Source organism: Nostoc sp. CmiVER01 (assembly GCF_034531135.2).
In the GTDB taxonomy this organism is placed as follows: Bacteria; Cyanobacteriota; Cyanobacteriia; order Cyanobacteriales; family Nostocaceae; genus Nostoc.
Genome location: NZ_JAVRBU020000007.1, coordinates 65,912 through 90,797, shown reverse-complemented (window position 1 = coordinate 90,797; position 24,886 = coordinate 65,912). Strand labels below are relative to the sequence as shown.

The 24,886-nt window shown below is 41.5% G+C and carries 25 protein-coding genes; 6 read left to right on the top strand and 19 right to left on the bottom strand.

Annotated elements, in window-relative coordinates; translation table 11 throughout:
* Positions 1-45 precede the first annotated feature (45 nt).
* The 10 genes from rpsQ to rplC form a co-directional block, all read right to left on the bottom strand.
* On the bottom strand, positions 46-294 hold the full coding sequence (rpsQ, locus tag RMZ43_RS13005; protein WP_100901244.1) for a 30S ribosomal protein S17: 249 nt from the start codon (positions 292-294) through the stop codon (positions 46-48).
* A 6-nt stretch (positions 295-300) separates the two neighbouring features.
* Positions 301-528, bottom strand: a complete 228-nt coding sequence (gene rpmC, locus RMZ43_RS13000; protein ID WP_322648083.1) for a 50S ribosomal protein L29 — start codon at positions 526-528, stop codon at positions 301-303.
* Positions 529-531: 3 nt separating this feature from the next.
* Positions 532-957, bottom strand: coding sequence for a 50S ribosomal protein L16 (rplP, locus tag RMZ43_RS12995; RefSeq protein ID WP_069070775.1), 426 nt, complete (start codon positions 955-957; stop codon positions 532-534).
* A gap of 87 nt (positions 958-1,044) precedes the next feature.
* Positions 1,045-1,830 carry a 30S ribosomal protein S3 gene (rpsC, locus tag RMZ43_RS12990; protein WP_322648084.1) on the bottom strand — a complete coding sequence of 262 codons (786 nt, stop codon included), beginning with the start codon at positions 1,828-1,830 and terminating at the stop codon, positions 1,045-1,047.
* Between the two features lie 53 nt (positions 1,831-1,883).
* Entirely contained in the window at positions 1,884-2,240 is a 357-nt protein-coding gene (rplV, locus tag RMZ43_RS12985; RefSeq protein ID WP_100903154.1) for a 50S ribosomal protein L22, read from the bottom strand.
* A gap of 80 nt (positions 2,241-2,320) precedes the next feature.
* A complete protein-coding gene (gene rpsS / locus RMZ43_RS12980; RefSeq protein WP_012410721.1) occupies positions 2,321-2,599 on the bottom strand; it encodes a 30S ribosomal protein S19 in 279 nt (92 codons plus the stop codon).
* A 92-nt stretch (positions 2,600-2,691) separates the two neighbouring features.
* The gene (gene rplB / locus RMZ43_RS12975) at positions 2,692-3,555 is read right to left on the bottom strand and encodes a 50S ribosomal protein L2 (RefSeq protein ID WP_322648085.1); all 864 of its coding nucleotides are present in this window, start codon (positions 3,553-3,555) and stop codon (positions 2,692-2,694) included.
* Between the two features lie 154 nt (positions 3,556-3,709).
* On the bottom strand, positions 3,710-4,024 hold the full coding sequence (locus RMZ43_RS12970) for a 50S ribosomal protein L23 (RefSeq protein WP_069070779.1): 315 nt from the start codon (positions 4,022-4,024) through the stop codon (positions 3,710-3,712).
* Positions 4,017-4,655 carry a 50S ribosomal protein L4 gene (gene rplD, locus RMZ43_RS12965; RefSeq protein WP_109012752.1) on the bottom strand — a complete coding sequence of 213 codons (639 nt, stop codon included), beginning with the start codon at positions 4,653-4,655 and terminating at the stop codon, positions 4,017-4,019. The genes RMZ43_RS12970 and rplD overlap by 8 nt, the downstream gene beginning before the upstream one ends.
* Before the next feature lie 103 nt (positions 4,656-4,758).
* A complete protein-coding gene (rplC, locus tag RMZ43_RS12960) occupies positions 4,759-5,391 on the bottom strand; it encodes a 50S ribosomal protein L3 (protein ID WP_100901240.1) in 633 nt (210 codons plus the stop codon).
* A gap of 944 nt (positions 5,392-6,335) precedes the next feature.
* Here rplC and RMZ43_RS12955 point away from each other — a divergent pair.
* Entirely contained in the window at positions 6,336-6,812 is a 477-nt protein-coding gene (locus RMZ43_RS12955; protein ID WP_322648088.1) for an NAD(P)H-quinone oxidoreductase subunit N, read from the top strand.
* 188 nt (positions 6,813-7,000) lie between these two features.
* On the opposite strand, the gene RMZ43_RS12950 is transcribed toward RMZ43_RS12955, so the two are convergent.
* Positions 7,001-7,828 (bottom strand): ABC transporter permease, encoded by an 828-nt coding sequence (locus RMZ43_RS12950; protein WP_322654896.1) that lies wholly within the window; start codon positions 7,826-7,828, stop codon positions 7,001-7,003.
* A 562-nt stretch (positions 7,829-8,390) separates the two neighbouring features.
* Between RMZ43_RS12950 and RMZ43_RS12945 the strand changes: the two genes are divergently transcribed.
* Positions 8,391-8,930, top strand: coding sequence for a DUF3172 domain-containing protein (locus RMZ43_RS12945; protein ID WP_322654897.1), 540 nt, complete (start codon positions 8,391-8,393; stop codon positions 8,928-8,930).
* Between the two features lie 108 nt (positions 8,931-9,038).
* Here RMZ43_RS12945 and RMZ43_RS12940 read toward each other — a convergent pair whose 3' ends face one another.
* Both RMZ43_RS12940 and RMZ43_RS12935 read right to left on the bottom strand, forming a co-directional pair.
* Positions 9,039-9,803 (bottom strand): DeoR/GlpR family DNA-binding transcription regulator, encoded by a 765-nt coding sequence (locus RMZ43_RS12940; protein ID WP_109011917.1) that lies wholly within the window; start codon positions 9,801-9,803, stop codon positions 9,039-9,041.
* Between the two features lie 158 nt (positions 9,804-9,961).
* On the bottom strand, positions 9,962-10,087 hold the full coding sequence (locus RMZ43_RS12935; RefSeq protein ID WP_322654898.1) for a hypothetical protein: 126 nt from the start codon (positions 10,085-10,087) through the stop codon (positions 9,962-9,964).
* A gap of 10 nt (positions 10,088-10,097) precedes the next feature.
* Between RMZ43_RS12935 and RMZ43_RS12930 the strand changes: the two genes are divergently transcribed.
* Positions 10,098-12,017 carry a transketolase C-terminal domain-containing protein gene (locus RMZ43_RS12930; RefSeq protein WP_322654899.1) on the top strand — a complete coding sequence of 640 codons (1,920 nt, stop codon included), beginning with the start codon at positions 10,098-10,100 and terminating at the stop codon, positions 12,015-12,017.
* Positions 12,018-12,086: 69 nt separating this feature from the next.
* Here RMZ43_RS12930 and RMZ43_RS12925 read toward each other — a convergent pair whose 3' ends face one another.
* The 6 genes from RMZ43_RS12925 to RMZ43_RS12900 all read right to left on the bottom strand — a co-directional run bounded on the left by RMZ43_RS12925 (position 12,087) and on the right by RMZ43_RS12900 (position 19,117).
* Positions 12,087-12,926 (bottom strand): AMIN domain-containing protein, encoded by an 840-nt coding sequence (locus RMZ43_RS12925; protein WP_322654900.1) that lies wholly within the window; start codon positions 12,924-12,926, stop codon positions 12,087-12,089.
* Positions 12,927-13,009: 83 nt separating this feature from the next.
* Positions 13,010-13,492, bottom strand: coding sequence for a hypothetical protein (locus tag RMZ43_RS12920; RefSeq protein ID WP_322654901.1), 483 nt, complete (start codon positions 13,490-13,492; stop codon positions 13,010-13,012).
* A 5-nt stretch (positions 13,493-13,497) separates the two neighbouring features.
* Positions 13,498-15,705 (bottom strand): cation:proton antiporter, encoded by a 2,208-nt coding sequence (locus tag RMZ43_RS12915; protein WP_322654902.1) that lies wholly within the window; start codon positions 15,703-15,705, stop codon positions 13,498-13,500.
* 337 nt (positions 15,706-16,042) lie between these two features.
* Complete coding sequence (locus RMZ43_RS12910) at positions 16,043-17,332, bottom strand: cation:proton antiporter (RefSeq protein WP_322654903.1); 1,290 nt, start codon at positions 17,330-17,332, stop codon at positions 16,043-16,045.
* 499 nt (positions 17,333-17,831) lie between these two features.
* Positions 17,832-18,266 carry a hypothetical protein gene (locus tag RMZ43_RS12905; RefSeq protein ID WP_322648095.1) on the bottom strand — a complete coding sequence of 145 codons (435 nt, stop codon included), beginning with the start codon at positions 18,264-18,266 and terminating at the stop codon, positions 17,832-17,834.
* A 125-nt stretch (positions 18,267-18,391) separates the two neighbouring features.
* Positions 18,392-19,117 carry a GDSL-type esterase/lipase family protein gene (locus RMZ43_RS12900; RefSeq protein WP_322654904.1) on the bottom strand — a complete coding sequence of 242 codons (726 nt, stop codon included), beginning with the start codon at positions 19,115-19,117 and terminating at the stop codon, positions 18,392-18,394.
* A gap of 599 nt (positions 19,118-19,716) precedes the next feature.
* Here RMZ43_RS12900 and RMZ43_RS12895 point away from each other — a divergent pair.
* Genes RMZ43_RS12895 through RMZ43_RS12885 form a run of 3 tightly spaced genes read left to right on the top strand, consistent with a single transcriptional unit; the run spans position 19,717 to position 24,864 of the window.
* Positions 19,717-21,282, top strand: coding sequence for an NACHT domain protein (locus RMZ43_RS12895; protein WP_322654905.1), 1,566 nt, complete (start codon positions 19,717-19,719; stop codon positions 21,280-21,282).
* Between the two features lies 1 nt (position 21,283).
* A complete protein-coding gene (locus tag RMZ43_RS12890) occupies positions 21,284-23,656 on the top strand; it encodes a WD40 repeat domain-containing protein (RefSeq protein ID WP_322654906.1) in 2,373 nt (790 codons plus the stop codon).
* Positions 23,657-23,658: 2 nt separating this feature from the next.
* Positions 23,659-24,864 carry an ATP-binding protein gene (locus RMZ43_RS12885; RefSeq protein ID WP_322654907.1) on the top strand — a complete coding sequence of 402 codons (1,206 nt, stop codon included), beginning with the start codon at positions 23,659-23,661 and terminating at the stop codon, positions 24,862-24,864.
* Positions 24,865-24,886 lie beyond the last annotated feature (22 nt).

Genomic DNA, 24,886 nt, shown 5'->3' with positions numbered 1-24,886 from the left:
ATTATTCTCCCTTGTAATGTTGTTAATTTCTAACAACGATGAGGTTTAAGTAGGCTTGACGTTCAGGACTTCTGTGATTTTCCAGCGCTTGGTTTTACTCAGGGGTCTAGTTTCCTGAATGCGAACGCGATCGCCTACTTTACACTTATTTTCTTCGTCGTGAACTTTATATCGTTGGGTGTTAACCACAATTTTGCCGTACTTGGGGTGAGGAGCGCGGTTTTCTATGGCTACTACCACAGTTTTTTGCATTTTATCGCTCACTACCAAGCCAACTCGTTCTTTAACTGCCATAATCTCCTACTTTTCTTCTTTAGCCGATTGACTTGCTGCCCGTTTGCGTTCTGTTTCTAGCGTTAGCAACTGGGCTAGGCGATGTCGCATTTGTCGGAACTGGTGAGGCTTTTCTAGTTGTCTTGTAGCTTTTTGCAAGCGCAACTGAAATAGTTGTCTTTTAATAGCGACAATTTCATCAGAAAGCTTCTCGTCACTTAATTCTCTAGCTTCTGACATCTTGGGAAGAGGCATAAGTTACTCCTGCTCCTGTGGTTGAGAGCGCACAATAAACTTAGTTTTTATTGGCAGTTTAAATGAAGCCAAACGCATTGCTTCACGGGCAATTTCTTCAGAAACTCCACCGATTTCAAACAAAATTCGTCCTGGTTTAACTACAGCTACCCAAAACTCTGGATTACCTTTACCGGAACCCATCCGGGTTTCAGCAGGACGCATGGTTACAGGTTTATCAGGGAAAATCCGAATCCAGATTTGTCCACCCCGACGAATATAACGAGTCATTGCCCGACGGGAAGCCTCGATTTGCCGCGAGGTAATCCAAGCCGGTTCTTGCGCTTGCAGCGCAAAATCACCGAAGTTAAGGGTACTACCACGGCTGGCTAGTCCCTCCATCCGTCCGCGCTGTTGTTTGCGGAATTTAGTTCTTCTAGGGCTTAACATGATTGGCTACTAGGTACTGGGCATTGGGCATTGGGCATTGGGCATTGGGCATTGTCAATTCTCTATGCGCCATGCCCCATTCCCCTTTTATCCTTCATTTGAGCGGTCTTCAAATTGCTGGCGACGACGTTGTTGTTGACGACGACGGGGTTCACGATCGCGATCTCCACGATCGCGGGGATCGCGTTCGCGGCTTGCTGGTGGTAGCGGATCTGGTTCCTGTCCAGGAATAATTTCTCCCTTGAACACCCATACTTTGATGCCCAAAATGCCGTAAACAGTTTTTGCTGTGCAATAAGAGTAGTCAATATCAGCCCGTAAGGTATGTAAAGGTACTCTACCTTCACGAGTCCACTCTGTCCGGGCAATTTCTGCACCGTTGAGCCGACCACTAACTTGGATTTTAATACCTTGGACACCAGCGCGTTGGGCCCGTTGAATTGATTGCCGCACTACGCGCCGAAAGGAAACCCGACGTTCTAATTGTTGAGCAATATATTCGGCAATTAGATAGGCATCAGCATCAACTCGTTGGACTTCAACTACGTTAATGCGAATTTGACGATTACTACCCAACAACCCTTGGAGTCCGGTACGCAAGGATTCGATACCTTGACCACCACGACCCACTACTACACCTGGTCTAGCGGTACGTACTTCTAAGTCGATTTGGTCGGCTTTGCGCTCAATTCGCACTTCGGAAATTCCGGCGTTGTTTTGAGCCTGCCTACCCAACTTTTGTTCTATATATTGACGCAGTTTGTGGTCTTCTTGTAAAAGTTCTGGATAGCGATCAGGAACAGCAAACCAACGGGATTGATGTTCTTGTGTAATACCCAGGCGAAAACCAACTGGATGAATCTTCTGTCCCACGAATGCTTCCTCTAAAATTTCTTACTTTACCCAATTTATTCGTGTAAACGTGATTATTTTTCTGGGGCGGCTCCAACAGCCACAGTAATATGACACGTCGGTTTGCGAATTTGGTAAGCTCGACCTTGCGCTCTTGGTTGGAATCGCTTCAGAGATGGCCCTTGATCGGCATAAGCCTGAGTAATCACTAGTTGAGTTCGATCTAACCCAGCGTTGTGTTCGGCATTAGCAGCAGCGCTTCTGAGAACTTTCAATATGGGTTCAGTAGCGCGATAGGGCATAAATTCTAGGATAATTAACGCTTCACGGTACGATCGCCCACGAATTTGATCGAGTACCCGACGCACTTTATAGGCCGAGATGCGGATAAAACGAGCGATCGCTTTTACTTCAGTAGTATTAGTAGCCATAATTTTCTCCAATTTTGTCATTTGTCATTTGTCATTTGTCACTTGTCTTTAGCTAATGACTAATGACTAATAACTAATGACTACCTACCCGCTTTTTTGTCGCTTTTTCCATGACCCCTGTAGGTGCGTGTTGGGGCAAATTCACCCAATTTGTGACCTACCATCTGTTCATTTACAAAAACTGGAACGTGTTGGCGTCCGTTGTGAACAGCTATGGTATGACCTACCATTAGAGGCAAAATTGTCGAAGCTCTTGACCAAGTTTTAATAACTTCTTTTCTGTTGTTGTCGTTGAGCTTTTCAATTTTCTTTAGGAGATGATCCGCAACGAAAGGACCTTTTTTTAGAGAACGACCCATAGTTCAATTTTGGATTTAGGATTTAGGAATGATGAGTGAGGAATTAGGAGTTAGATTTTACTCTCAACTTATAACTCTTAACTCCTAACTCTTTAAGACTCACGACCACCGCGACCGCGTTTAGAAGACTTACGGCGACGACGGATAATCAATTTGCTGCTAAGTTTCTTACGATTGCGTGTCTTCGCGCCCAATGTGGGTTTACCCCAAGGTGTAACAGGCCCTGATCTACCGATAGGTGCCCTACCCTCACCACCACCATGTGGGTGATCCACTGGGTTCATGACGCTTCCTCTAACCTTAGGACGGCGACCTTTCCAGCGATTGCGCCCTGCTTTACCTGCACTCAGGTTTCTTGCATCGGTGTTGCCTACTTGCCCAATGGTGGCGTAGCATTCGCGCCGAATCAAGCGGACTTCTCCTGAAGGCAATTTGAGAGTTACATAATTACCTTCTTTTGCCACAACTTGGGCGCTAGCACCAGCAGCACGCACAATTTGACCACCTTTACCAGGAGTCAGTTCTACGTTGTGAACACCAGTACCCAAGGGAATCTTTGAAAGAGGTAAAGCATTACCATCTTCAAAAGGAGCTTCAGGCCCAGAAATAATTATTGTTCCAACTTTCAACCCGTTGGGATGGAGGATATAACGTTTTTCGCCATCTTGGTAATACAAAAGGGCAATTCGGGCATTGCGGTTAGGATCGTATTCAATTGCTGCGACTTTGGCAGGAATATTATGTTTATCCCTTTTAAAATCGATGATTCGGTAAAGTTGTTTGTGTCCGCCACCCCGGCGACGACTAGTAATCCGCCCAGTATTATTCCGACCTTTGGCGCGATGCTTCGAGGTAGTTAGGGATTTTTCTGGCTCGGTTTTTGTGATTTCCGCAAAGTCAGAAACTGTAACTTGGCGAGTACTGGGGGTATAAGGGCGATAAGAACGAGTACCCATAATCTATTTTGGATTTTGGATTTTGGATTTACTTAATTTTGGATTTTGAACTTTGGATTTTGGATTTAATGAGTGTTTAACTAATTGCGACCATCTTGGGGACTTATTGAGTAAACTCCTCAATCTAAAATCTAAAATCTAAAATCTAAAATTCCTAGACTTCTGGGAATAGAACTTGTCTAATCTTGTCTTCATCCCCAGGTGCGACGGTAACAATGGCTCGCTTATATTGGGGTTTATAACCAATAAATTTACCAACGCGCCGCTTTTTACGCGGTGGTAGGGTGGTGTTGACTTTTACAACCTTGACCTGAAACAAGTCTTCGATCGCAGCCTTGATTTCTGGCTTAGATGCCTTTGGAATTACTTCAAAGGTATACTTATTCTGTTCCATCAAAATAGTCGCTTTTTCGGTGACGATTGGGCGACGTACTAAGTCGGCAAGGTCGCGGGGGTCAAAGCTAGGCACTGTAGACCTCCTGAATTTTTTCTAGGGCTGATGCCGTAACTACAATTTTGTCAGCGTGCAGTAAATCAAAAACATTTAGCTGGTCGGCTGCAATTAGTTTTAAATTTTCAATGTTGCGGGCTGACAAATAAACATTATCTGTATCCGCAATTTCAGACAAGATTAACAGTGACTTGCTTTCTGGTACTACTCCCCAACGGGCAAGCGCTGCTACTAATTCTTTAGTCTTCGGGCGAGATAGCTCGGTGCTAAATTCTTCTACTACGATCAAATCCTCAATGCGGCTGACAAATGCTGTCCGCAGTGCTAAACGTCGCTCTTTGCGATTTAACTTAAGGTTGAAGTCTCTAGGTTTTGGCCCAAAGATTACACCACCACCACGCCACAATGGCGAACGAATAGACCCTGCACGAGCGCGACCAGTACCTTTTTGTCGCCAAGGTTTACGGCCACCGCCTCTGACTTCTGAACGAGTTTTTGTACTGGCATTTCCTTGACGAGCATTAGTCAATTGCCGGACTAAGGCGCGGTGTACAATATGAGATGCTGTTTCTTCTTTGGCAGTGCGCAACTCAAAGGTCGTCTCGCCGACCTGTTCTCCTTGCCAATTTTTAACTACGCTTTCAACCATCTTTGTTATTTGTCCTTTGTCACTTGTCATTTGTCATTTGTCTTTTGCCATTTGTCCTTAGCCAATGACTAATGACTAATGACTCTTGACTAATGACTTTTGACTATCCCACTGTTTTTGCAGGCACAATACTTACTAAAGCGCCCGGTTTACCAGGAATTGCTCCCTTAATAAGTAATAAGTTGCGTTCTGCATCAACTCGAACTATGGTCAGCTTACGGATTGTGATCCGTTTGCCACCTAAACGGCCTGCCATCCGCTTACCTGGATAGACACGACCTGGTGTTGTACCAGCACCAATAGAACCCGGCGCTCTGTGGTTTTTAGAACCGTGGGACATAGGCCCCCGACCAAAGTTGTTGCGCTTCTGGTTGCCCGCAAAGCCGCGACCGATACTTGTGCCGACTACATCGACAATTTGACCTGCACTAAAAATATCTGCTTTAATCTCTTGACCTAAAGCATAATCACCAGAACTTTCGGTGTGATATTCATTTAGGTGACGCAATGCTGGGGCAGATGATTTAGCTAAATGGCCCAGTAGTGGTCTGTTTAGTGCCTTTGGTTTGACTTCGCCAAAACCAACTTGAATGGCAAAGTAACCGTCGGTTTGTTTTGTTTTAACTTGTGTAACAGTGCATGGCCCTGCTTGAATGACAGTTACAGGAATAGCTACTCCTGCTTCGTCAAATATTTGGGTCATGCCCAGCTTGGTGCCGAGAATACCTACAGACACAGTAACTGGTTCTCCTTTCTACTTGCTGACCTTGGAATTGGACTCTAGAGGACACGCTTTGTACGCATCAGTTTAGGCTGGGTTAGCCTGCGAAATTTGGAATGGTTTAAATAAACCGCTCCAAATGCTTTCGGACACAACAAACCGTGTCCGTACTGCTTGGTGAATTTGTTTAGCTTCACTCACTAGATCACCAGAACAGCCACAAGTCTCTTCCCGTTGGGAAGGAGTAACTTCTGGAATCAATGCAAGGCGCTACAGCTTAAAGCTGTGTGCAGCAATGCTTTCGTCCAAGCAATTGCTCTGGCACTTTCTGGAGGCAGCGCTGTCGGCGGGTTTTCCGATTTTTAGACGCCCATAAGACGGCTTCCCGGAGATTGGCTACTGCCGTGTTGCAGTTGGACTTAAGCGGTTTTTACCACCCAGTATCCATTAACTGAGACTGACGTAATGCCATTAAACCAACATTGCTGCTCAGTTTTCACTTCCTTAAACACCTTAAACTATTGTTTAAGATTTCGCCTGCTTTTTCAGAGGCACAGGAGTAAATGTACTCTGGAGCTTTGGATTGGCTTTAATTCTTCGTCCATAAGCTCCAATGTTGACCTGAAAGCTTTCTTAGTTTACCAGTCTATGATCAATCTGAGTTAGATTATCCAATTTGGATTGAGTCATCAGCTTTTGATGCTAACACTATCTCAAAATGACAGTAAGAAGCTAGTCTAATTTGCGTCTTTGGTCACAATCTAATAATATAAATTATTTATTTATGTTTGTCTAGTAATTTATAGAGTTATTTTTGGAAAGTGGGGAGCAGGGGGAGTGAGGGACAAGAATTAATAACCAATGCGCCATGCCCAATGCCCAATTCCCAAAAAAATGCTTTTAATCTATCGGTTCAGGGTAAATAATAGAGATATCTAAGTGGGATAAGACGAAAATCTATGGCACTAATTACCACTGGCAATGGTTTAATCCGCGATTTGGAAAAATTTGGCGCTCTTGGGGTATATGTACCTCTGGAAGGGGGTTATGAAGGTCGATATCAGCGCCGACTACGCGCAGCTGGCTATACTACCCTCCATATTACCGCCAAGGGACTGGGTGATGTAGCTGCGTATCTCACAAGAATTCATGGAGTCAGACCTCCTCATCTTGGTAAAAAAAGCACTGGTAGTGGTGCAGCAGTAGGTCATGTGTACTACTTGCCACCAATTATCAATTCTCATCTAGAACAGCTACCACCAAAGTCTAAGGGGCTGGTGTTGTGGATTATTGAAGGGCATATTCTTTCCAATGAGGAACTTGAGTATTTAACGAATTTGCCTCAGTTAGAACCACGAGTAAGAGTAGTCATTGAGAGAGGTGGCGATCGCGCCTTCCGTTGGACTTCTCTAGAAAAAACTCTCTTAGCTAGTTAGTCCTTTGTCATTGGTGAGCCACTGCGGTCTTGGGGTCTCCCCAAGTGAAGCACGTGGCGTCATTAGTCATTTGCTCATGACTAATGACTCACTTCAATCACCATTTCAATAATGCTGGGTCGAAAACTACAAGATGCAAAAGTTAAAGCACAGATTGTCATAAAGGCTTTAACGAATTACAAATTATTTTAATCTTGTTGGTGAGCGAATCTATAACCACCCCACAAAGAAAGAGCGATCGCAATCACTAGCAAAATCGGTATGCTGTACCAAGGAAACTGAGACAAGGGTAAATGGGCAGCCGCACGCAGTCCGATGCTGGCGTAGGTGAGTGGTAACAGGTAAACTACGACTTTGAGGGCTGATGGTAATGTACCAGGGTCAAAGAAGGTCGCTCCTAAGAATGACATGGGGATAATTATAAAATTGTTGTAGAGTCCGACTGATTCGAGCGATCGCACACTCAAACCCACAATCACCCCTAACCCAGCAAATACCGAACAATTCAGCACTACCAACAATAGAAATAGTGGGTTGAGAAAATTCCAGTTTCCAGTCAACAGGACTGCTACCAAAATCACTGAAGCCGATGTCATCAACCCTCGTACTACTCCCGCCAACATTTTTCCAATGTACAAAGCTAAGGGATGTATAGGAGTTAACAACAATTCCTCGAAGGTTTTAGTAAATAGTCTATCTCCACAAATCGAGAATGTCGTTCCAGCAAAGCTAACCGTCATTGACGATAGCGCCACCATCCCTGGTAATATAAACTCTAAATAGTTGTTATAGTTACCACTAATCCCTGAGCCGGGTTTGATGGAACTACCCAAACCCAAGCCAAAAGCTAAAATATATATCAGTGGGGATATTAAGCCTGATGCAGCAACTGGTAAGATTCTGACACGTAAATCTAACCAATCTCCCCAAAAAATAGTCAGACTATCAGCTAGAAAAATTTGAAGTTGCGAAGTTTTGAACTTCTTGCTTGAGAATAACGCTCTTTGAGATGCCACTTGTTTCTAATTAGTTATTAAAACTTTCTTAAATTTTAATTTATTTTGTTTGACATATCAATTACTAGGGGTAACAAAAATATCTCATACGAATACGAAAAATTCGTCTGGAAAAGTTATAAGCAAAGGTTTCCTTCGCTCAAAATTTTCGCCAAATTACAAACAAAAAGCTAGATAATCCATGCATGATGACTGGATCATTTATGCAAATTCAATCAATACTATCTAATAAATATCAAAAATATGCTATAATTACCTAATAAAATTCAATGTAAAACTTAAAAACAGTTACTCTGTGATTTGCATGTGAAGCAGAATAAAGTTAATAACAATTCCTTAATTGACAAATAAATAAAATACTCATCAATTCTTCAAGATGGAAACAATAACCGACAAGGTTGAAATTCTGTCCAGATATCTATATAAGTTACTACTTTTATCATTTAAGAAGAAGACTGACCAAAAAGTGGCAGACAATTACAGTTAAGAATAGGCATACTGAAAGAGGGAGAAAACTTTAGACCACTCCCTTCCTAATCGGCGTGAAGGTGATTAAGCAACAATGAGACGTAAACCTACTGGTAGATCGGCTACTACTTCTAAACCCTCTATTTTCCAATCCCCAATTTTTAACCTCTTCACCATCGCAATTATGGGAGGGGTGTTGATTTTGGGAATTGGCATTGGCATTGCTTTTAGTTCTACAACCACGTTAGCTCCATCAAATGTGGCTTCTCGTGAATTCATTGATTTGAAAGCACCTAACCCTGAAATTTGCGTGCAGTATGGAGCCAGCGCGATGGTGATGGACGCTCGACTGTTCGTCACTCTCAACCCCTTCAATGTCTATGTTGCCCAGCCGAGTATGCGTCCTGGATGCGTAATCCGACAAAATAACTGGGCGCTTTTAGAGCAACGTAAGTTGGTGACATCTGAGCAAGTAAATGAGTGCAAAAATCGCCTGAACACCTTTGGCTTTACAGGTAATTTGGACAGTGACAAACCTGATATTAGGTGTATATATCAGAATGAAGCTGCTCAAAACTTTTTTACGGCTCAACCAGGAGCAGTTGGAACACCTCAAGAAACTGACAGATTTTAGATTTGGGAATTGGGGTTAGGGAAGAGGTGACAGGTAACAGGGAATAATCTGTACTCTATTCCCTTTTTCAATCCCCAGTCCCTAGCGATCGCATCTGCCTTTATCAGATCATTCGTACTCATCACGTATAATGGTCAAACCTAAAGCTTTGTAGGCACTCAACATATTATTAGATACTGTAGGTGCAGTTACTAGGTAAGTCAGGGCACGAATAGACTCCACTAGATAAGGAGCTGCTGTGTCTAATTTTTCTGCTGTCACTAATCCTACTACCTCTGCCGAGCCAGCAATCATGGCTCGTTTGACGTGGGCTTCGTCTAGATTAGGTACACTAATCCCAACTTCTGGATGCAAACTGCAAACTCCCAACATGCACAAATCTGCACGAATCATCCGTAATGTCTCAATCGTGACAGTACCCACGTTCACCAAGGCTTTTTTGTAGAGTTGTCCACCTAACATCACAACCTCTATATGGGGATGTTCTGCTAAAGCAACTGCTATTGGCGGACTATTTGTGATCACTGTTGCGTGCAAATCTAGGGGCAAATGACGGGTTACTTGGAGAGTTGTTGTACCTCCGTCTAAAATCACCACCTGTCCTGTACAAACTAATTTTGCTGCTGTCCGAGCGATCGCTTCCTTTTCTTTTGGCGCTTGCTTTTGACGGTCGGCATAACTGGCGGTGGCTGGGGATTTAAGGAGCGCTCCCCCGTGAACGCGTTGCAATAGTCCAGTTTCTGCCAGTTCTCGCAAATCCCGGCGAATAGTATCCTCAGAAACTTTGAGAACAGCACTAAGTTCTGTCGAAAGTACCTTTTTATCACGACGCAGTATTTCTAAGATGAATTGTCGTCGTTCAGCAGTTAGCATAATTAATTTTCCTGAAATTGCGTTTTTGAACTTGAAATTGCATGTTTGTGAGTTTATACTTATTGATATGCAAGTTCTTGTACGGTAATCCGTAACTTCAATTGAATTCAAGCACATTCATGCACAATTGAATGTATTGATTTTTGCTTTTGATGAAATCACACGGTTCCACAATGGTTCCGAGTGGTTGGCTTGAGCTTGGATAATTGTTGCCCAATGGGGGTTTTAACGATTTTTTGTAGTGCGATCGCGCGTCCTGTCTGTTCAAATTGTTTTTTATTCAATCAATAAACCATGACTACTATTAATACCCAATTTCCAATCGACCTCAGTGCTTACAAACCTTTAGCGCTCAATCCCGCAAATTCCAGCCTTACTGCTGAACAACGAGATACTCTCAAAGCGAATATTCAACTTTGCCGAGATGCGATCGTCTTTTTTACAGCGACTGGCGCGGCTAGCGGAGTGGGCGGCCATACTGGTGGGCCTTATGATACAGTGCCAGAGGTGATGATCCTTGATGCCTTTTTCCGAGGAGCATCGGAGCAATTTGTACCGATTTTCTTTGATGAGGCAGGACATCGAGTCGCCACCCAATATCTGATGGCAACGTTGCATGGTGATTTACCTGCCGAGCAACTTTTACGTTATCGGCAAGCACATTCCAATTTACCGGGACACCCCGAACTAAAACTAACTCCTGGTGTGAAATTTAGTTCTGGGCGCTTGGGCCATATTTGGCCTTACATCAATGGTGTGGCAATGGCGAATCCAGGCAAGGCTGTTTTCTGTCTCGGTTCTGATGGATCGCAACAAGAAGGTAACGATGCCGAAGCTGCTCGCTTGGCTGTTGCTCAACATCTCAATGTCAAGCTGCTCATTGATGACAATGATGTAACGATCGCTGGACATCCTTCTAAATATTTACCTGGTTTTAGTGTCGCCAAAACCTTAGAAGGCCACGGTTTGAAGGTTATTCAGGGAGACGGTGAAGACTTAGACGATTTATACCATCGTATAAGCGAAGCTGTGAATACTCCCGGAGCGATCGCTATTATTAATAAACGTCCGATGTGTCCTGGTATTGAAGGCTTAGAAGGTTCCATTCATGGTCATGATGTAATTTCTGTAGATTTAGCAGTTAAGTATCTAGAATCTCGCGGACAAACTGCGGCTGTCGAATACCTTAAAAGTATTGAGAAACCGAAACAAACGTATACATTTCTAGGTTCTGGTGACAAATGGGGTGCTAACCGTAGTGTGTTTGGTGAAGCCGTGGTGGGTGTCCTCAGTCGCATGAGTGAGACGGAGCGTAAAGAAAAAGTCAAGGTCATTGATAGCGACCTAGAAGGCTCCTGCGGTTTGAAGAAAATTCATGAAACATACCCAGAAATATTTATTTCCTCCGGCATCATGGAACGGAGCAACTTCTCTGCTGCGGCTGGATTCGGGATGGACGAGGGCAAGCAAGGTATTTTTGCGACCTTCAGCGCCTTCTTAGAAATGTGTATCTCAGAAATCACGATGGCACGGCTGAACTATTCCAATGTTCTGTGTCATTTTTCCCATGCGGGTATAGATGACATGGCAGATAACAGCTGCCACTTTGGTATAAATAATATGTTTGCCGACAATGGCTTGGATGATGGCTACCCAACACAGTTGTACTTCCCGGCAGATAATAATCAGATGACAGCTTGTGTAAAAGCTGTGTTTTTTGACCCTGGACTGCGGTTTATTTTCTCCACCCGTTCTAAAGTGCCCAATATTCAGGACAGCAACGGCAATGACTTCTTTGGAAGTGGTTACAAATTTGTTCCCGGTAAAGATGAGGTTATACGAGAAGGGACGCAAGGCTACATTATTAGTTTTGGGGATGCTCTCTACCGTGCCGTTGATTCTGTAGAGCGTCTTAAGCAAGAAGGGCTAGACGTTGGTTTAATTAACAAACCAACTTTAAATACCATTGATGAAGAAATAATTACCAAAGTTGGTAATGCTCCTTTTGTGCTTGTAGTAGAACCCTTCAACCGTCGCACTGGTTTAGGCAGCCGTTTCGGTTCCTGGCTGCTAGAGCGGGGGTTGACTCCCAAATATGCCCATCTTGGAACTTATAAAGAAGGTTGCGGCGGTTTGTGGGAACAGTACCCATATCAAGGTATCGATCCAGTCGGCATCATCAACAAGGTGAAGGAGTTAGTTGGAGAAAGGTAATAGTTGCTAATTGGACAAATATCCAAATTAGGGTATGGGGCATTGGTTTGATTTTCCATGCCTCATGCCCTATTTGAATTGGGTTTTGGGTAAAGGTTGACCAAATTCGATTACCTGGGGATTGGGAAGATTGGGGATTGTTGGAACTGGAAATTCTGACATACCTAAAGGAGGAATGCTATTCAAGTTACTGGGTTGATTTGGGAAAGAAGGAGGGGGAAGAATCAAAGCAGGTTGTGGAGAGGATGTATTGGGATTTAAGGGAGGTACGGTTACAAAAGGCTGCCCTGAGCTATTAGTAATTGTTGAGGGTAGGTTATTTGATATAGGCGGAGCTGTGAGTAAAGGTGCTTGTAGATTAGTAGTAGTTACAGGTAGGTTACTAGATGGCTTTTTGGCTGTTTGAGGTTGTTTTTTGGGCGAAGATGGGGAATTCCCTGGTTTTACGGCAGTAGTTTTACTAGAAATAACCGGACGTAATACCCAGCGAGTGGAGTTTTTTCGAGAAACCGGTTGCAGTTGTATCTGTTTGGGATTTAAAACAGTCCCTGGTGCTAAATCTAGGACAATGCGTGTGTCATTTGCGTTCAGTTGAGAAACGCGAATGCTTTTGATTGCTCCAGAATAATTTTGTTGTATGGGAACTTTGCCCAACTTAGTATTCGGTATATCTACAACTAGACGGGAGGGTTGGGCTAGGTAGAAATAACGGGGGGTTGTGCTTGCTGAGAGGGTGATTTCGAGTTGCTGTGTCTTGGAGGAAAAACGCCAATTTTCGAGCTTTGCTACTGGTGTAGCAGCAGTAGTGCAAGTTTCAAGCGCGATCGCTGCACAAAAGCCTAATAGACTGATGTTAAATTGTTGTTTGCGCCATTGACACAATTGCCTAGTCTTTAGTCCCTGATCCATTCTTTTTATCTGCTCCATAAAACCCATATAATGCGTTCACAATCCCTAAGACGCGATGAATCGCGTTTGTACCCACTCCCAATTCAATTAGCTTTTTGAGGCACAGCAGTAAATTTTAGAGGTTGTGGAATACCATTTACGGTTAATTGACCTGTCATATTACCTTTATCCACAAGTTGCATTTGAATTGTGACTGAGTTCAGAGGATCATTTTGGGGGCGAGGAATATTACAAAGGATTGATTTACCAACTTTCCCAGATAAATTTAACTGTTGATTTCGGAAGATGCCTGCCAGAGAGTGCTTTTCGTCAGTATCGGCGTTAGCGTTTGCCGGTAATACAGAGGCATTTAAGTAAATACCCGATTGCTGAATGTTTAACGTTAGAGTATCCGATTTTTCACAGTTAGGCAAATTCTCTGACAAGGTTAAATGATACCGACCGCTAATTGCAGGAGGAGCTTTAAGATTTGTTTCTCCGTAAGCACTGACAGTTTTAAACAACAGTTGCACTGAAATTATTGCTACTCCGTAAAAAGTTAAAGATTTAAAGTTGAAATGATTCATGAATTTCAACTCCTTAATGTTGGCTCTTGACTACTAACTTCAGGAAGCATAGAGGCAAGGTGAGCGGTGACTTGGCTGTAACGGCGGGTAATCAGCAGGGAAGAACGGCATTGGATAGCTAGTTGATCTGTATATCTTCCTAAGGTTTGGCGCTCAATACCCCAAGCGCGACTGGTGCCAGCAATAGTTAGGTCTACACCTTCTGAGGCTTGAATGACGGCTTGGATTGGTTCTGGGGCTTCGATAATTTTGATTTCAATGCGATCGCGTACACTGGTAGGCAATTGTTCCATCATCGTGTGCAGTTCATAACTCGATTCTTCCTTGGCATGATTTGCGACTATCTGTAATATCTGCAACATACAATCACGATTGATTAGCAGTCTCAAAGCTAGGATTAGTGCTAAATCATCATGGATATTGGCTGAATAAGGTACCAGTAAACTTTTTAATTGCTCTTTGCCTTTATCTACAAACACTGCTACATCCACTGGGGCAGTGGTAAGCATTTGTCCGACTCTTCCGCCTAAACGATTACTACTAAAAGCTGGGCGATGCCAGCCCACGAGAATTAAATCAGCTTGTTCTAATGTGGCAATCTGTGCTGTCTCGCGGGCAACATTGCTGGATATGCGAACGATAGGATGCACACAAGAACGAGTTTCTGGGGGTTCGAGAGTATTAATCAATTCTTGTAGCTGCTGGCGGCGCTGGGAGATTAATCGATCTGCTTCAACTGGGGTACTTTCAAAAGCATAATCTTCTTGAAATTCAATCAGGCTCAGAGGGTTAACAATGGCAGGATATCGGTAATTGAGAGCGATGCCTACGGCGGGCTGTGCCAACGCTACTGCCAACTGTACCAAACCTTTTTGGGTACTTGGATTAGCCACTGGCACCAAGATTCGGAAAGGATGAGGGAAAGTTTCACTTCCAGTAGAGGTATCTATACCTGTTTGTGGTTCTGCCTCTGGTTCCACGACATCTAACTTGATCAGCTTTTTCGGATATGTCCATTCCAGCAGTGGCGAGGTCATGAATGTAGTTACCAATGCCATAATTACCAGCATGGTAAATATTAAGGGGGAAATTACCTTTAACTCTAGACCAATATTTAGTACTATCAGTTCGGTTAAACCGCGAGTGTTCATTAACCAACCGAGTGCTGAGGCTTCCCGTTTACTAATGCCACTGACACGGGCCGCTACATAAGTACCAACATATTTGCCTGCGATCGCTACTGCTAAAATCAACGCACACAAAAGCCACAATTCGGGACGATTGAGCAAACCAATCTGTGTCTTTAAGCCACTGTAGGCAAAAAATATGGGCAGCAAGAATATCAAAACAAAATCTTCGGTTTTTACTGCTAATTCCCGCACTAAATCTTCATTTTTGGGCATGGCTGCTCCCAGTAAAAATGCCCCAAAAATTAAATGAATACCAATTAGTTCGGTGATTAATGCCGACGCAACCACTGCCATATAAATCCCAGCTAGCAATAGTTGGCTGAGTCGTCCCGCACGAAGGTAGTGTTTAGCAAGGCGTTGGAGAAACCAACGTCCCGCCGTCAACATCAAAGCGATGTAAACTATGCTGGCGATGATTGTGGGTATTGCACCAGCAAAGTCACCAGTTCTAGCAACTGCGATCGCTACTGCCAAAAGACACCAAGCTGTCACATCATCCACTGCTGCACAAGTTAACGCCAACGTTCCTAAACGTGTTCCTTGTAAATTGTTTTCAGTAATGATTCGCGCCAATACTGGAAAGGCTGTAATCGACATCGCCGCCCCTAAAAATAAGGCGAAGGCAGTGAAGGATACACTTGCATCGGAAACTAAGGGATAAAGTAGTACCGCTAGCAATGTTCCTAAAGAAAACGGCACTAAAATGCTGACATGAGAAGTTAAAACAGCTACTTCTAATTGTCCACTGAGATATTTGGGATTTAGTTCTAGCCCAATTAGAAACATGAAAAATATTAGTCCCACCTGAGACAAAACATTTAGAAAAGGAATAGTTTCTGGTGGAAACAAGGAAACTGCTATATCAGGAGCAACTAAACCAAATAAAGATGGGCCAAGCATAATCCCGGCAACAATCTCACCAATTACGAGTGGTTGCTTAATAGAACGGAATCCTAGCCCTACGAGCCGTGAAAGGCCGATAATAATCAGCACTTCAACCAGAACGAGAATAACTATATGCATGGTTTCCTCAAAATTAACTATCTGGTTTCCCTAAGATAATTCTTTAAAAGACTGGAAAATGTCAAGCTTGTTAGATACAGCTAAGATTAATTTGTGCTTTGTTGTAATGTCAATTATTGTTACAATGCAGTTATAGCCATGAAACATTAATTTTGATGATTTTAGAAGTTACATTTCTAAGAACATCCGAATTAACGATAGCAAGAAAATTAGTTAATAGGCAGTAAGTTTGTAGTGCTGCTAAAACGCTACTACAAACTACTTAGCGATTATAACCAGAGTCAAAGCACAGAATTTTTCTCAATTACAAGATAATTAATCTAATATTTAAATTTGCTTAAGCAGAATATTTTTCATAGCTTGTACCTTGCAAGAGAAAGGCAATCAGTGGTGATGCCATGAGTGTAGTAATGACTGCCATAATAACCATGATAGTGAATAAAGTTGGGGTAATTATACCCTGCTCTAGACCAATATTAAGAATGATTAACTCCATCAAACCACGAGCATTCATTAGAGCGCCGATAGTTGCAGATTCACGCCAATTTTCTCCTGCCAATTTTGCAGCCAACATACAAGCAACACCTTTGCCGAGAATTGCGAGCGCAATAATTAAAAGTGTAATTCCCCACAGAGTCGGTGTGTTTACCAATCCAATTTGAGTGTTCAATCCAGAGAATACAAAAAAGATTGGGAGCAAAAAAGAAGTAGTTAAAAACTCTGTATATTGGCGAATTTGTTGGGCGAATTCCCCGCGTGGTGTAACTGCTCCTAGCACAAAAGCACCGAATATTGCATAGATACCTGTGACATCAGTAAACCATGCACAAAACATCAAAATTATCAACATCAAAGTTAGGGTTTGTTTGTTCACACCTGCATCGCGTTTTGTCATGCGTGTGAACGCTCTTAGTAGAGGTTGACCAAAAAAAATTGCAAATAGCACATAGCAAATGCCACCACCAATTGCTAATATGGCAATGCTGAGAGAATTTTTCACGCTAGCAAGCACGATCGCTAGCAAACACCAAGCAACTGCGTCATCTACCGATGCTGCACCTAAAGCCAAAGTACCGAAGCGGGTTTGTGCAAGACCGCGCTCGTAAAGAATGCGAGCTAACATCGGAAAAGCCGTAATTGTCATCGACGCACCAAGATACAAAGCGCCTGACCAAGGCGTTACTTTTGGTTGAAAAAAATCGCCATTATGGTAAAACAAAAAAGATGCGATCGCTCCTAAAATAAAGGGAGTGATAATCCCGGCAGCAGATAGCAAACTTGCACTTTTAATATGATGTTTTAATAATTTGGTGTTAAACTCTAAACCAATTAAAAACATATAAATTACTAACCCAATCTGGCTAATAGCATATAAAATAGACATTGATGGGTTAGGTATCTTAAGTCCTACAGCAGTGATGATGGGAAGCTTAGGAAACAGCCATTGCTGAAAATCTGGTGCAATCAATCCCAAAAGAGATGGCCCTAACATTACACCTGCAATCATTTCGCAGACAACATCAGTTTGACCAAGATAACGGCGTCCTAAAATTGTAACAATGCGACAAGTGGCTAAAATAACTGTGAGTTGTAGAAATAGCTTAATAACCAGATCAAAATTTGACATTGTACTTCCTTAATTTGCTTCTCTGCATTGAACAATCTCCCCAAACTGCAAAGCTTGTCCTGTGTTTCTCATAGATAACTACATCAGTACAAGTACCAATTTTGGAAACATAAGATAGCTATTTTTAATTTGATGAGATAGAGCAGTTGCTAGAACTGCTCTATTGTTCGTAAAAATGCATACAACTGTACGTCAATACAACATATTGCATTCAAACCGAAACCGCCATCTGTAAATTAATTTTTACAAACCGATGTATTGGCGTAACACCTCAAAAGACTTGTGTCTAGACCATAAATCAATACACTTATTTGAATTTTTCCCCCTTCGGGAAGAGGGTTAGGGGGTTAATACCAATTCTGTATAAAGATGCGCTTATGATGCAAGAAATGAAGAACGAACCGCCAAGAGCGCCAAGTACGCCAAGAAGAAATAAGAAATTAAGAGATTTGGCGCAGCTTCACAAAGAAACGGTATAAGTTTATTTGGGGACAAGATATTAAAACCACTCACCACCCCGGAAACGCCAACGGGGAAAGATAATTCGCATTAGGCTTTGTGAACTAATAAAAACTGCCAGCCATACGACGGTATAGTGCAATAAAAAAACTGATAAAGGTAGCTCTTCTTTAGGTAAAGGGATTGGTAAAAAGCCAAATAGTTTTACTCCACAGAACACAAATATTAATTCCCATATACCAGCTAAAAGTTGATAAACTGCGGGCCAATCCCTGTCCCATCGGGATTTTTGGAGATAGTTATAAAGTACATCCCAACCTAAGCCAAACACGGCGACATAACCAAGTATCCAAAAATAAACAGAGCTAGCATTAGAACCAATCCAACCCATTACAAAGGGCAAAGATACAAGTACACCCACCGTTGCAAGTAATAATAATCGAGTTTGCCAACGACCAAATAAAGTTGGTGTCATAGGAATACTGAGTAAAAAATAGGGAAAAGATGGATTTAAAAATTCAGCACTATTGTAGTGCTTTTTGCAAGGGTGGGAGATACGAGAATATTAGGTTAGCCCAAAGCATCAAGATATTTATCTAATTACGATCGCTTAAGCTGGTAATCAAATTTAGAATGGTAATTTGCTATAGCATCCCAATTGATCACATCTTCTAGCAAAGCTTGATAACCTAGTGTATTGGGATGAAGACCATCTTCACTCAAGCGTTTTAGCCGCCAATTTTCACCGCGTTCCATCCATTGCTCAAAAATATCTAAATAGGGAATCTGTCGTTTAGTACAAGCAATTCGAGTTGCTTCTTTGTAACGGTACTGGTCGGCATGATTATAGTAAAAACAATCTAAGAATGGCATCTTGGCTTCATCCACTGGCACCATGCCCACAAATAACACAGGACATAGTTGCTGTGCTAAATCTAAAAGAGTTGCAATTTCCTTTTCAAACAATGCAAAATCTGTGTAACTTCGGCCATCGGGACGCGCTAACCGCGCTGAGTCATTCACACCTACTGATAAAATAATCAAGTCTGGGACACGATTTCGCAGTTCACCCCGGTGGCGAAATTCAACTTCTAGCCTTTGGGCTACTTGTTGCGTGCGATCGCCTCTTACGCCTAAATTATAAAGAACATGACCCGCACTATCCGGCAACATCCACCATCGCCGTAGTTGCTCAATCCAACCTCCTTTTTCTGGGTCGCCGAATCCATAAATTAAGCTGTCCCCCAGTGCGACAATCTTCATTGGCTGAAAGTGATTTGGTGGTACAGACAGCTGCATTGAGGAAGAAGCAAGAAATGTGTGCATTTAAAAACTATATTTTATATCTTTACAAGATTCTATACATTTCTATACCATAGATGGCTATCTTTAGTGTCCAAGCATATATGGAGTTTCTACTTGTTGATATGGTTGCAAAGTTAATATTGCCGCAGTTGAGCCTCAAAAGGTCAACGTCGAGCTTCAGAAGGTCAAAGTTGAGCCTCAAAAGGTCAACGTCGAGCTTCAGAAGGTCAAAGTTGAGCCTCAAAAGGTCAACGTCGAGCTTCAGAAGGTCAAAGTTGAGCCTCAGAAGGTCAAAGTTGAGCCTCAGAAGGTCAAAGTTGAGCCTCAGAAGGTCAAAGTTGAGCCTCGGAAGGTCAACGTTGAGCTTTGGAACTCGAAATAGCTAGGGAATGTCTACGAAGGTCTACATCTACGTGCTTTGGCAATGAGTGTAAGAATTGAACCGCAGAGGCGCAGTATTTCGACTTCGCTCAATAACCGGGCGCGGAGGAAGAGTTTGAGAGGGTGCGTTAGTGCAGCTTATTAAAGGTATCGTTATTATATGCGTGTATTTGCTTAATTTTGTCATCTGTCGTGAGGATAAGTTATAAGTGTAAAAATTATATCTATTGCTAACGAAGATGAATATTGACCTTGTAGTTAATGCACTTAAAAGTATTGCTAAACCTGCGGCTTCTCTAGTTATTAATCAAGTTCAACGCAATGAAACTGTAGTTAGAACCTTAAAACAATTCAATTTTGACCCAGTACAACCACCTAAAGATGTTGATGGTGTTTATGTTTATTCTTTAATTGAGTATGGTGTGGATAAGCAGGAAGTACTGCTGAATCTTTTTCGAGAAAGAGAAATTAAAAATGCTTTTTGGAGTGCTTATACTTCAAATGATCCTTTGGGTTTCTACAAGGAAGTAGAAAAGTTTTTGCAGGGGAAGGATTCAGAATTTGATATCCGATTGATGAGAATTGAACTGCGATCGGAGTTAGAGGAGTTTGGGGAAATATTTATCAAGGTTGCTAAAAGAAGTAAATCGAAAGAGTTTGAATCTTTCCCTGAATGGAATTTAGATGAGTATCCAGCAGAATTTAAGTCATTAATTAGAGAGAAAATTCGCTCATTTTGCGGTCGTAAGTTTGTTTTTGAGGCTTTTAAGCAATTTTGCACCAAAAATCGCAGTGGTTATTTTACCGTGTTGGGTGATGCGGGGATGGGTAAGAGTACCATTGCTGCTAAATATATCTGGGACAATAAATCGCCATGCTATTTTAATATTCGCTCTGATGGCCGCAATCGAGCGGAGCTATTTCTGCAAAGTATTCGTAAACAATTAATCAAGCGTTACCAGTTACAGAATGCCGAGAATGCTAATTTAGCAGATTTACTAGAACAGGTTAGCAAAAAACTGACTGCTGGCGAACATCTCGTAATTGTAGTTGATGCGCTGGATGAAGTGGAACAAGAAGCAGGAGGTAATCTTTTAGATTTACCGTCGTCGCTTCCCGAACGTGTGTATTTTTTGCTGACTAGACGACCCTATACCAGAGATAAAAAACGCTTGTCTGCACCAGATGTCCCGGTAGAGGAGCTAGATTTAAGGGGAAGTCAGTATGTTAATTTGAGCCATGAAGATATTAAAGAGTATATTCGATTCTTTTTAAATGTCGATCAAGACTATAAAAATGCACTTAGACGATGGATTGAAGACCAGAATATTTCAGATATAGATTTTGTTGAACAGGTAGCAACTAAGAGTGAAAATAATTTCATGTATCTGCGCTATGTTTTGCCAGGAATTGCCAAAGGTGACTACTATGACTTGATTTTAAAGCAATTACCCTATGGTCTAAAAGAATATTATCAAGATCATTGGCAGCGGATGGGGATGGAGGAAAAAACCCACGAAGTAAAGGTATTTATATTGTTTATTTTAGTAGAGATTGGTACACCAATTCCCTGTGAAATGATAGCGGATATTGCCGAACAAGACGAATATGATGTGCAATCAGTTTTAGATGTGTGGGTTGAGTATTTGAAGCCGCAAGAGCTAGAGGGAGAAAACTGCTACAGCATTTATCACACTAGTTTTTTAGAGTTCTTGAAAGAAAAACGGATTCTCGATTCAAAACGGAAGCTATTTCAAGAGGTTAATCAACGCATTGCCAACTATCTTATAAGGAAGATGTCCTGATATGGGAGAATTTACTGACAAGTTAGTGGCACAAAGTCCCGCTTTTCAACGTGCTTACTTACGTAGTTTAGCGCCAAGCTTGGTGAAGTCGGGAAATTTGGATAAGTATTACCAAACCCTGACTGATTTTGATTTTCTGTCTGCAAAGATTACCCATCCTGAGTTTGGTGTGCAGCCACTAATTGATGATTATAAATTTATAGATAATTCAGAAATATTTAATAACGCTGAATATAATACCGAACAAATTAAAATATTGAAATTAATCGAGGGAGCATTAGAGTTATCAGCGCATATTTTGAACAAAAACCAGCTACAGTTATTATCTCAACTATGGGGGCGTTTGTTATCTTTTGAATTATCGGGAATTAAAAATTTTCTGACAATTACAAAGCAAACACAATCTCAACCTTGGTTACGTCCGATGATACTAAGTTTAGATCCCCCTGGTCGAACTCTGTTACGCACTCTCACTGGTCATAGCAGCTCCGTAGATGCTATCACCGTTACTTATAACGGTAAGTTTCTAATTTCTGGTTCCAATGATAAGACTCTAAAAGTGTGGAATCTAGAAACAGGAAAGGAAATTTTTTCTATTGAAGGTCACACCGAAAAGATAAACACAATAGCAGTTACACCTAATGGTAAGTTTCTAATTTCTGGCTCTAGTGATAAAACAATAAGAGTTTGGAACTTAGACACTAAAACAGAAGTTTTTATTTTTAAAGGTCATACAGATCAAATAACATCTGTTACTGTAACACCTAGTGCTAAAAGAGTAATCTCTGCTTCGGAAGACAAAACAATAAAGGTTTGGAGCTTAACAACGGGAAAAGAACTAAATACTTTAATAGGTCACACTAAGAAGGTAAATCATGTAACATTCTCGCTATATGGCAGATGTGTAATTTCTGGTTCTGATGATAAAAGTATTAAAGTTTGGAATTTAGAAACAGGAAAAGTACTTTATAATTTAACTGGTCATACTGATTCTGTGCAATCTGTTGTTGTCACACCTGATGGCAAACGAATAGTTTCTGGCTCATGGGATAATACAATTAAAGTTTGGCAACTAGAGACAGGAGAAGAAGTTCACACATTAACTGGTCATACTAATTCTGTACAATCTGTTGTTGTAACGCCTGATGGTAAACGAATAGTTTCTGGCTCATGGGATAATACTATCAAAGTTTGGAGTTTGGAAAAAGGTAGGAATCTGATTACTATTCAAGCTCATACTAGCCCTTTAACATCTTTGGCAGTCACACCGGATGGAAAACAGATAATTTCTGGCTCATGGGATAATACTGTTAAAGTATGGAATCTTTATAAAACAAGAAAATTAGATATTTCCACAAGACACAGCAATTTAGTAGGAGCAGTAGCTGTGACACCAGATGGGAAGAAAGTTATTTCTGGTTCAGGTAAACCTTTACTAGGTTCATCTGATAAAACTATTAAGATGTGGGATATAGAAACAGGAAATAAACTGTTTACACTAACTGGCTCTAATTACTATATACAATCTTTAATTGTGACACCGGATTCCCAATGGGTGATTTCCGGTTTAAATGAAATAAATATAAATATTTGGAACTTAAAAACAGGAAAGAAACATCTCACTATTACGGGTCATACTGGCAAAATAAATACCATAACAGTCACACATAATAGTAAACTACTTATTTCTGGATCAAATGATAAAACTATTAAGGTTTGGAATCTAGAAACAGGAAGTGAAGTTTTTACATTGGCAGCACATACAGAACAAGTTACATTTGTTACTATTGCAGCCAGTGGTGAGAGATTAATTTCTGCTTCCAAAGATAAGAAAATAATAATTTGGAATCTAAAAACAGGGGCAGTAATTAATATTCTCAACGGTCATGGTGAAAAGGTTACTTCTTTAGCATTGATGTGCGATGAGAGATTGATAGTTTCTGGTTCTAGTGATAAAAGTATTAAAGTTTGGGATTTGGAAAGCGGATCAGAGCTTTATACGTTAACAGGCCATACTGACTCTGTACAATCTATAATTGTTACACCTAATGGCAAACAGGTGATTTCCAGTTCAATGGACAATACTCTTAAAGTCTGGAACTTGAAAACAGGCCAAGAAATCGTCAGCATTGCAGGTAATGGAAATCAGGTCAATGCTATTGCAATTACTAAAGATAGCAAATACTTAATTTATCATATTTCAAACGACAACACTGTTAAAGTTTGGAATTTGGAAAGTCAAAATCTAATAACCAGCTTTAGTGGAGAAAGTGCGTTAACGTGTTGTGCTGTTGCAGTAAAGCAATTGACAATTATTGCTGGTGAAAAATCAGGAAGGCTGCATTTTTTGCGGCTTGAAGGAGTAGAGGTGTAACCATGAATACCAGCCCTCGACCTCCAACCCTGGCCCCAACAGAGTTTGAGCAAATCATTCAAGAAAAAAGTCTAAACTTTGTCGGTCGTGAATTTTTCTTCACAGCTATTAACAACTTTCTCCACCGCCATCGCCACGGTTACTTCACTATCATTGGCGCACCCGGTAGCGGTAAAAGTGCAATTCTCGCCAAATATGTGACAAACAATCCTCAAGTTATTTATTACAATGCCGAACTTGAGGGTAAAAATCGTGCTGACGAATTTCTCATAAATATCTGCACGCAACTCATTAATCAATACTCGCTTAATTACACCTCTCTCCCAGATAACGCCACAGAGGGAAGTTGGTTTTTCTCTAGTCTTCTCCAGCAAATCAGCGATAAGTTGGAACCTCATCAAAAACTGATAATTGCCATTGATGGGTTGAATTGCATTGACCGCAACAGCCAACCATCTGGTACAAATCTGTTTTATCTCCCCCGCTATCTCCCTGATAAAGTCTATTTCCTCCTCACTCGTAGACCTTTCTTGCGGGACAAGTCGGGTTTATTAATTGAAACGCCGTCGCAAAGTCTTGATTTAGCAGATTATCCAGAAGAAAATCGGCGGGATATTCAAGCATATATTCAAAATTACCTAACTTCTCAAGAGATCCCCCCAACCCCCCTTGAAAAGGGGGGCAATATTTCGCCCTTGTTAATGGGGGTTAGAGGGGATCTTAAATCTTGGTTGAGTAATCACCAGATTAATGAGGAAGAATTTAGCGATCGCCTCACAACTTTGAGCGAAAATAATTTTATGTATGTTAACCAGATTGTAGGTGCGATGGCAGAAAATTTCTACCCGGAATCTTTCGAGTGCGATCAACTCCCGCCTGGTTTAGAAGCATATTATCAGCAGCATTTACACAAAATGTTTCCACCCGAACAAGACACGGAACATAGCACAGATGTGTTAAATGTCTTAATACAGCAGCAAAAAGCAATATCAGTGGAAGCTTTGGCGCAGACTGCCGCAGCGATCGCACAAATCATTGATACTGATGAGTATGAAGTTGAAGAAGTGCTAGAAAATTGGCTAGAGTTCTTACAGCAAAAGCGAATCGGTTCAGAAACCCATTACAGTCTCTATCATTCCAATTTTCGAGACTGGCTAGGTAAACAGCTAATAAAACCTTCTGAAAACCCTCATAATCCTCTCCCTTAATAGAGAAGCTTAGGTTTTTAAT

Coding starts and splice junctions, on each gene's coding strand:
- rpsQ (WP_100901244.1), bottom strand. CDS start 294: ATGGCAGTTAAAGAACGAGTTGGCTTGGTAGTGAGCGATAAAATGCAA.
- rpmC (WP_322648083.1), bottom strand. CDS start 528: ATGCCTCTTCCCAAGATGTCAGAAGCTAGAGAATTAAGTGACGAGAAG.
- rplP (WP_069070775.1), bottom strand. CDS start 957: ATGTTAAGCCCTAGAAGAACTAAATTCCGCAAACAACAGCGCGGACGG.
- rplV (WP_100903154.1), bottom strand. CDS start 2,240: ATGGCTACTAATACTACTGAAGTAAAAGCGATCGCTCGTTTTATCCGC.
- rpsS (WP_012410721.1), bottom strand. CDS start 2,599: ATGGGTCGTTCTCTAAAAAAAGGTCCTTTCGTTGCGGATCATCTCCTA.
- rplB (WP_322648085.1), bottom strand. CDS start 3,555: ATGGGTACTCGTTCTTATCGCCCTTATACCCCCAGTACTCGCCAAGTT.
- rplD (WP_109012752.1), bottom strand. CDS start 4,655: ATGGTTGAAAGCGTAGTTAAAAATTGGCAAGGAGAACAGGTCGGCGAG.
- RMZ43_RS12955 (WP_322648088.1), top strand. CDS start 6,336: ATGGCACTAATTACCACTGGCAATGGTTTAATCCGCGATTTGGAAAAA.
- RMZ43_RS12945 (WP_322654897.1), top strand. CDS start 8,391: ATGAGACGTAAACCTACTGGTAGATCGGCTACTACTTCTAAACCCTCT.
- RMZ43_RS12940 (WP_109011917.1), bottom strand. CDS start 9,803: ATGCTAACTGCTGAACGACGACAATTCATCTTAGAAATACTGCGTCGT.
- RMZ43_RS12930 (WP_322654899.1), top strand. CDS start 10,098: ATGACTACTATTAATACCCAATTTCCAATCGACCTCAGTGCTTACAAA.
- RMZ43_RS12925 (WP_322654900.1), bottom strand. CDS start 12,926: ATGGATCAGGGACTAAAGACTAGGCAATTGTGTCAATGGCGCAAACAA.
- RMZ43_RS12920 (WP_322654901.1), bottom strand. CDS start 13,492: ATGAATCATTTCAACTTTAAATCTTTAACTTTTTACGGAGTAGCAATA.
- RMZ43_RS12915 (WP_322654902.1), bottom strand. CDS start 15,705: ATGCATATAGTTATTCTCGTTCTGGTTGAAGTGCTGATTATTATCGGC.
- RMZ43_RS12910 (WP_322654903.1), bottom strand. CDS start 17,332: ATGTCAAATTTTGATCTGGTTATTAAGCTATTTCTACAACTCACAGTT.
- RMZ43_RS12905 (WP_322648095.1), bottom strand. CDS start 18,266: ATGACACCAACTTTATTTGGTCGTTGGCAAACTCGATTATTATTACTT.
- RMZ43_RS12900 (WP_322654904.1), bottom strand. CDS start 19,117: ATGCACACATTTCTTGCTTCTTCCTCAATGCAGCTGTCTGTACCACCA.
- RMZ43_RS12895 (WP_322654905.1), top strand. CDS start 19,717: ATGAATATTGACCTTGTAGTTAATGCACTTAAAAGTATTGCTAAACCT.
- RMZ43_RS12890 (WP_322654906.1), top strand. CDS start 21,284: ATGGGAGAATTTACTGACAAGTTAGTGGCACAAAGTCCCGCTTTTCAA.
- RMZ43_RS12885 (WP_322654907.1), top strand. CDS start 23,659: ATGAATACCAGCCCTCGACCTCCAACCCTGGCCCCAACAGAGTTTGAG.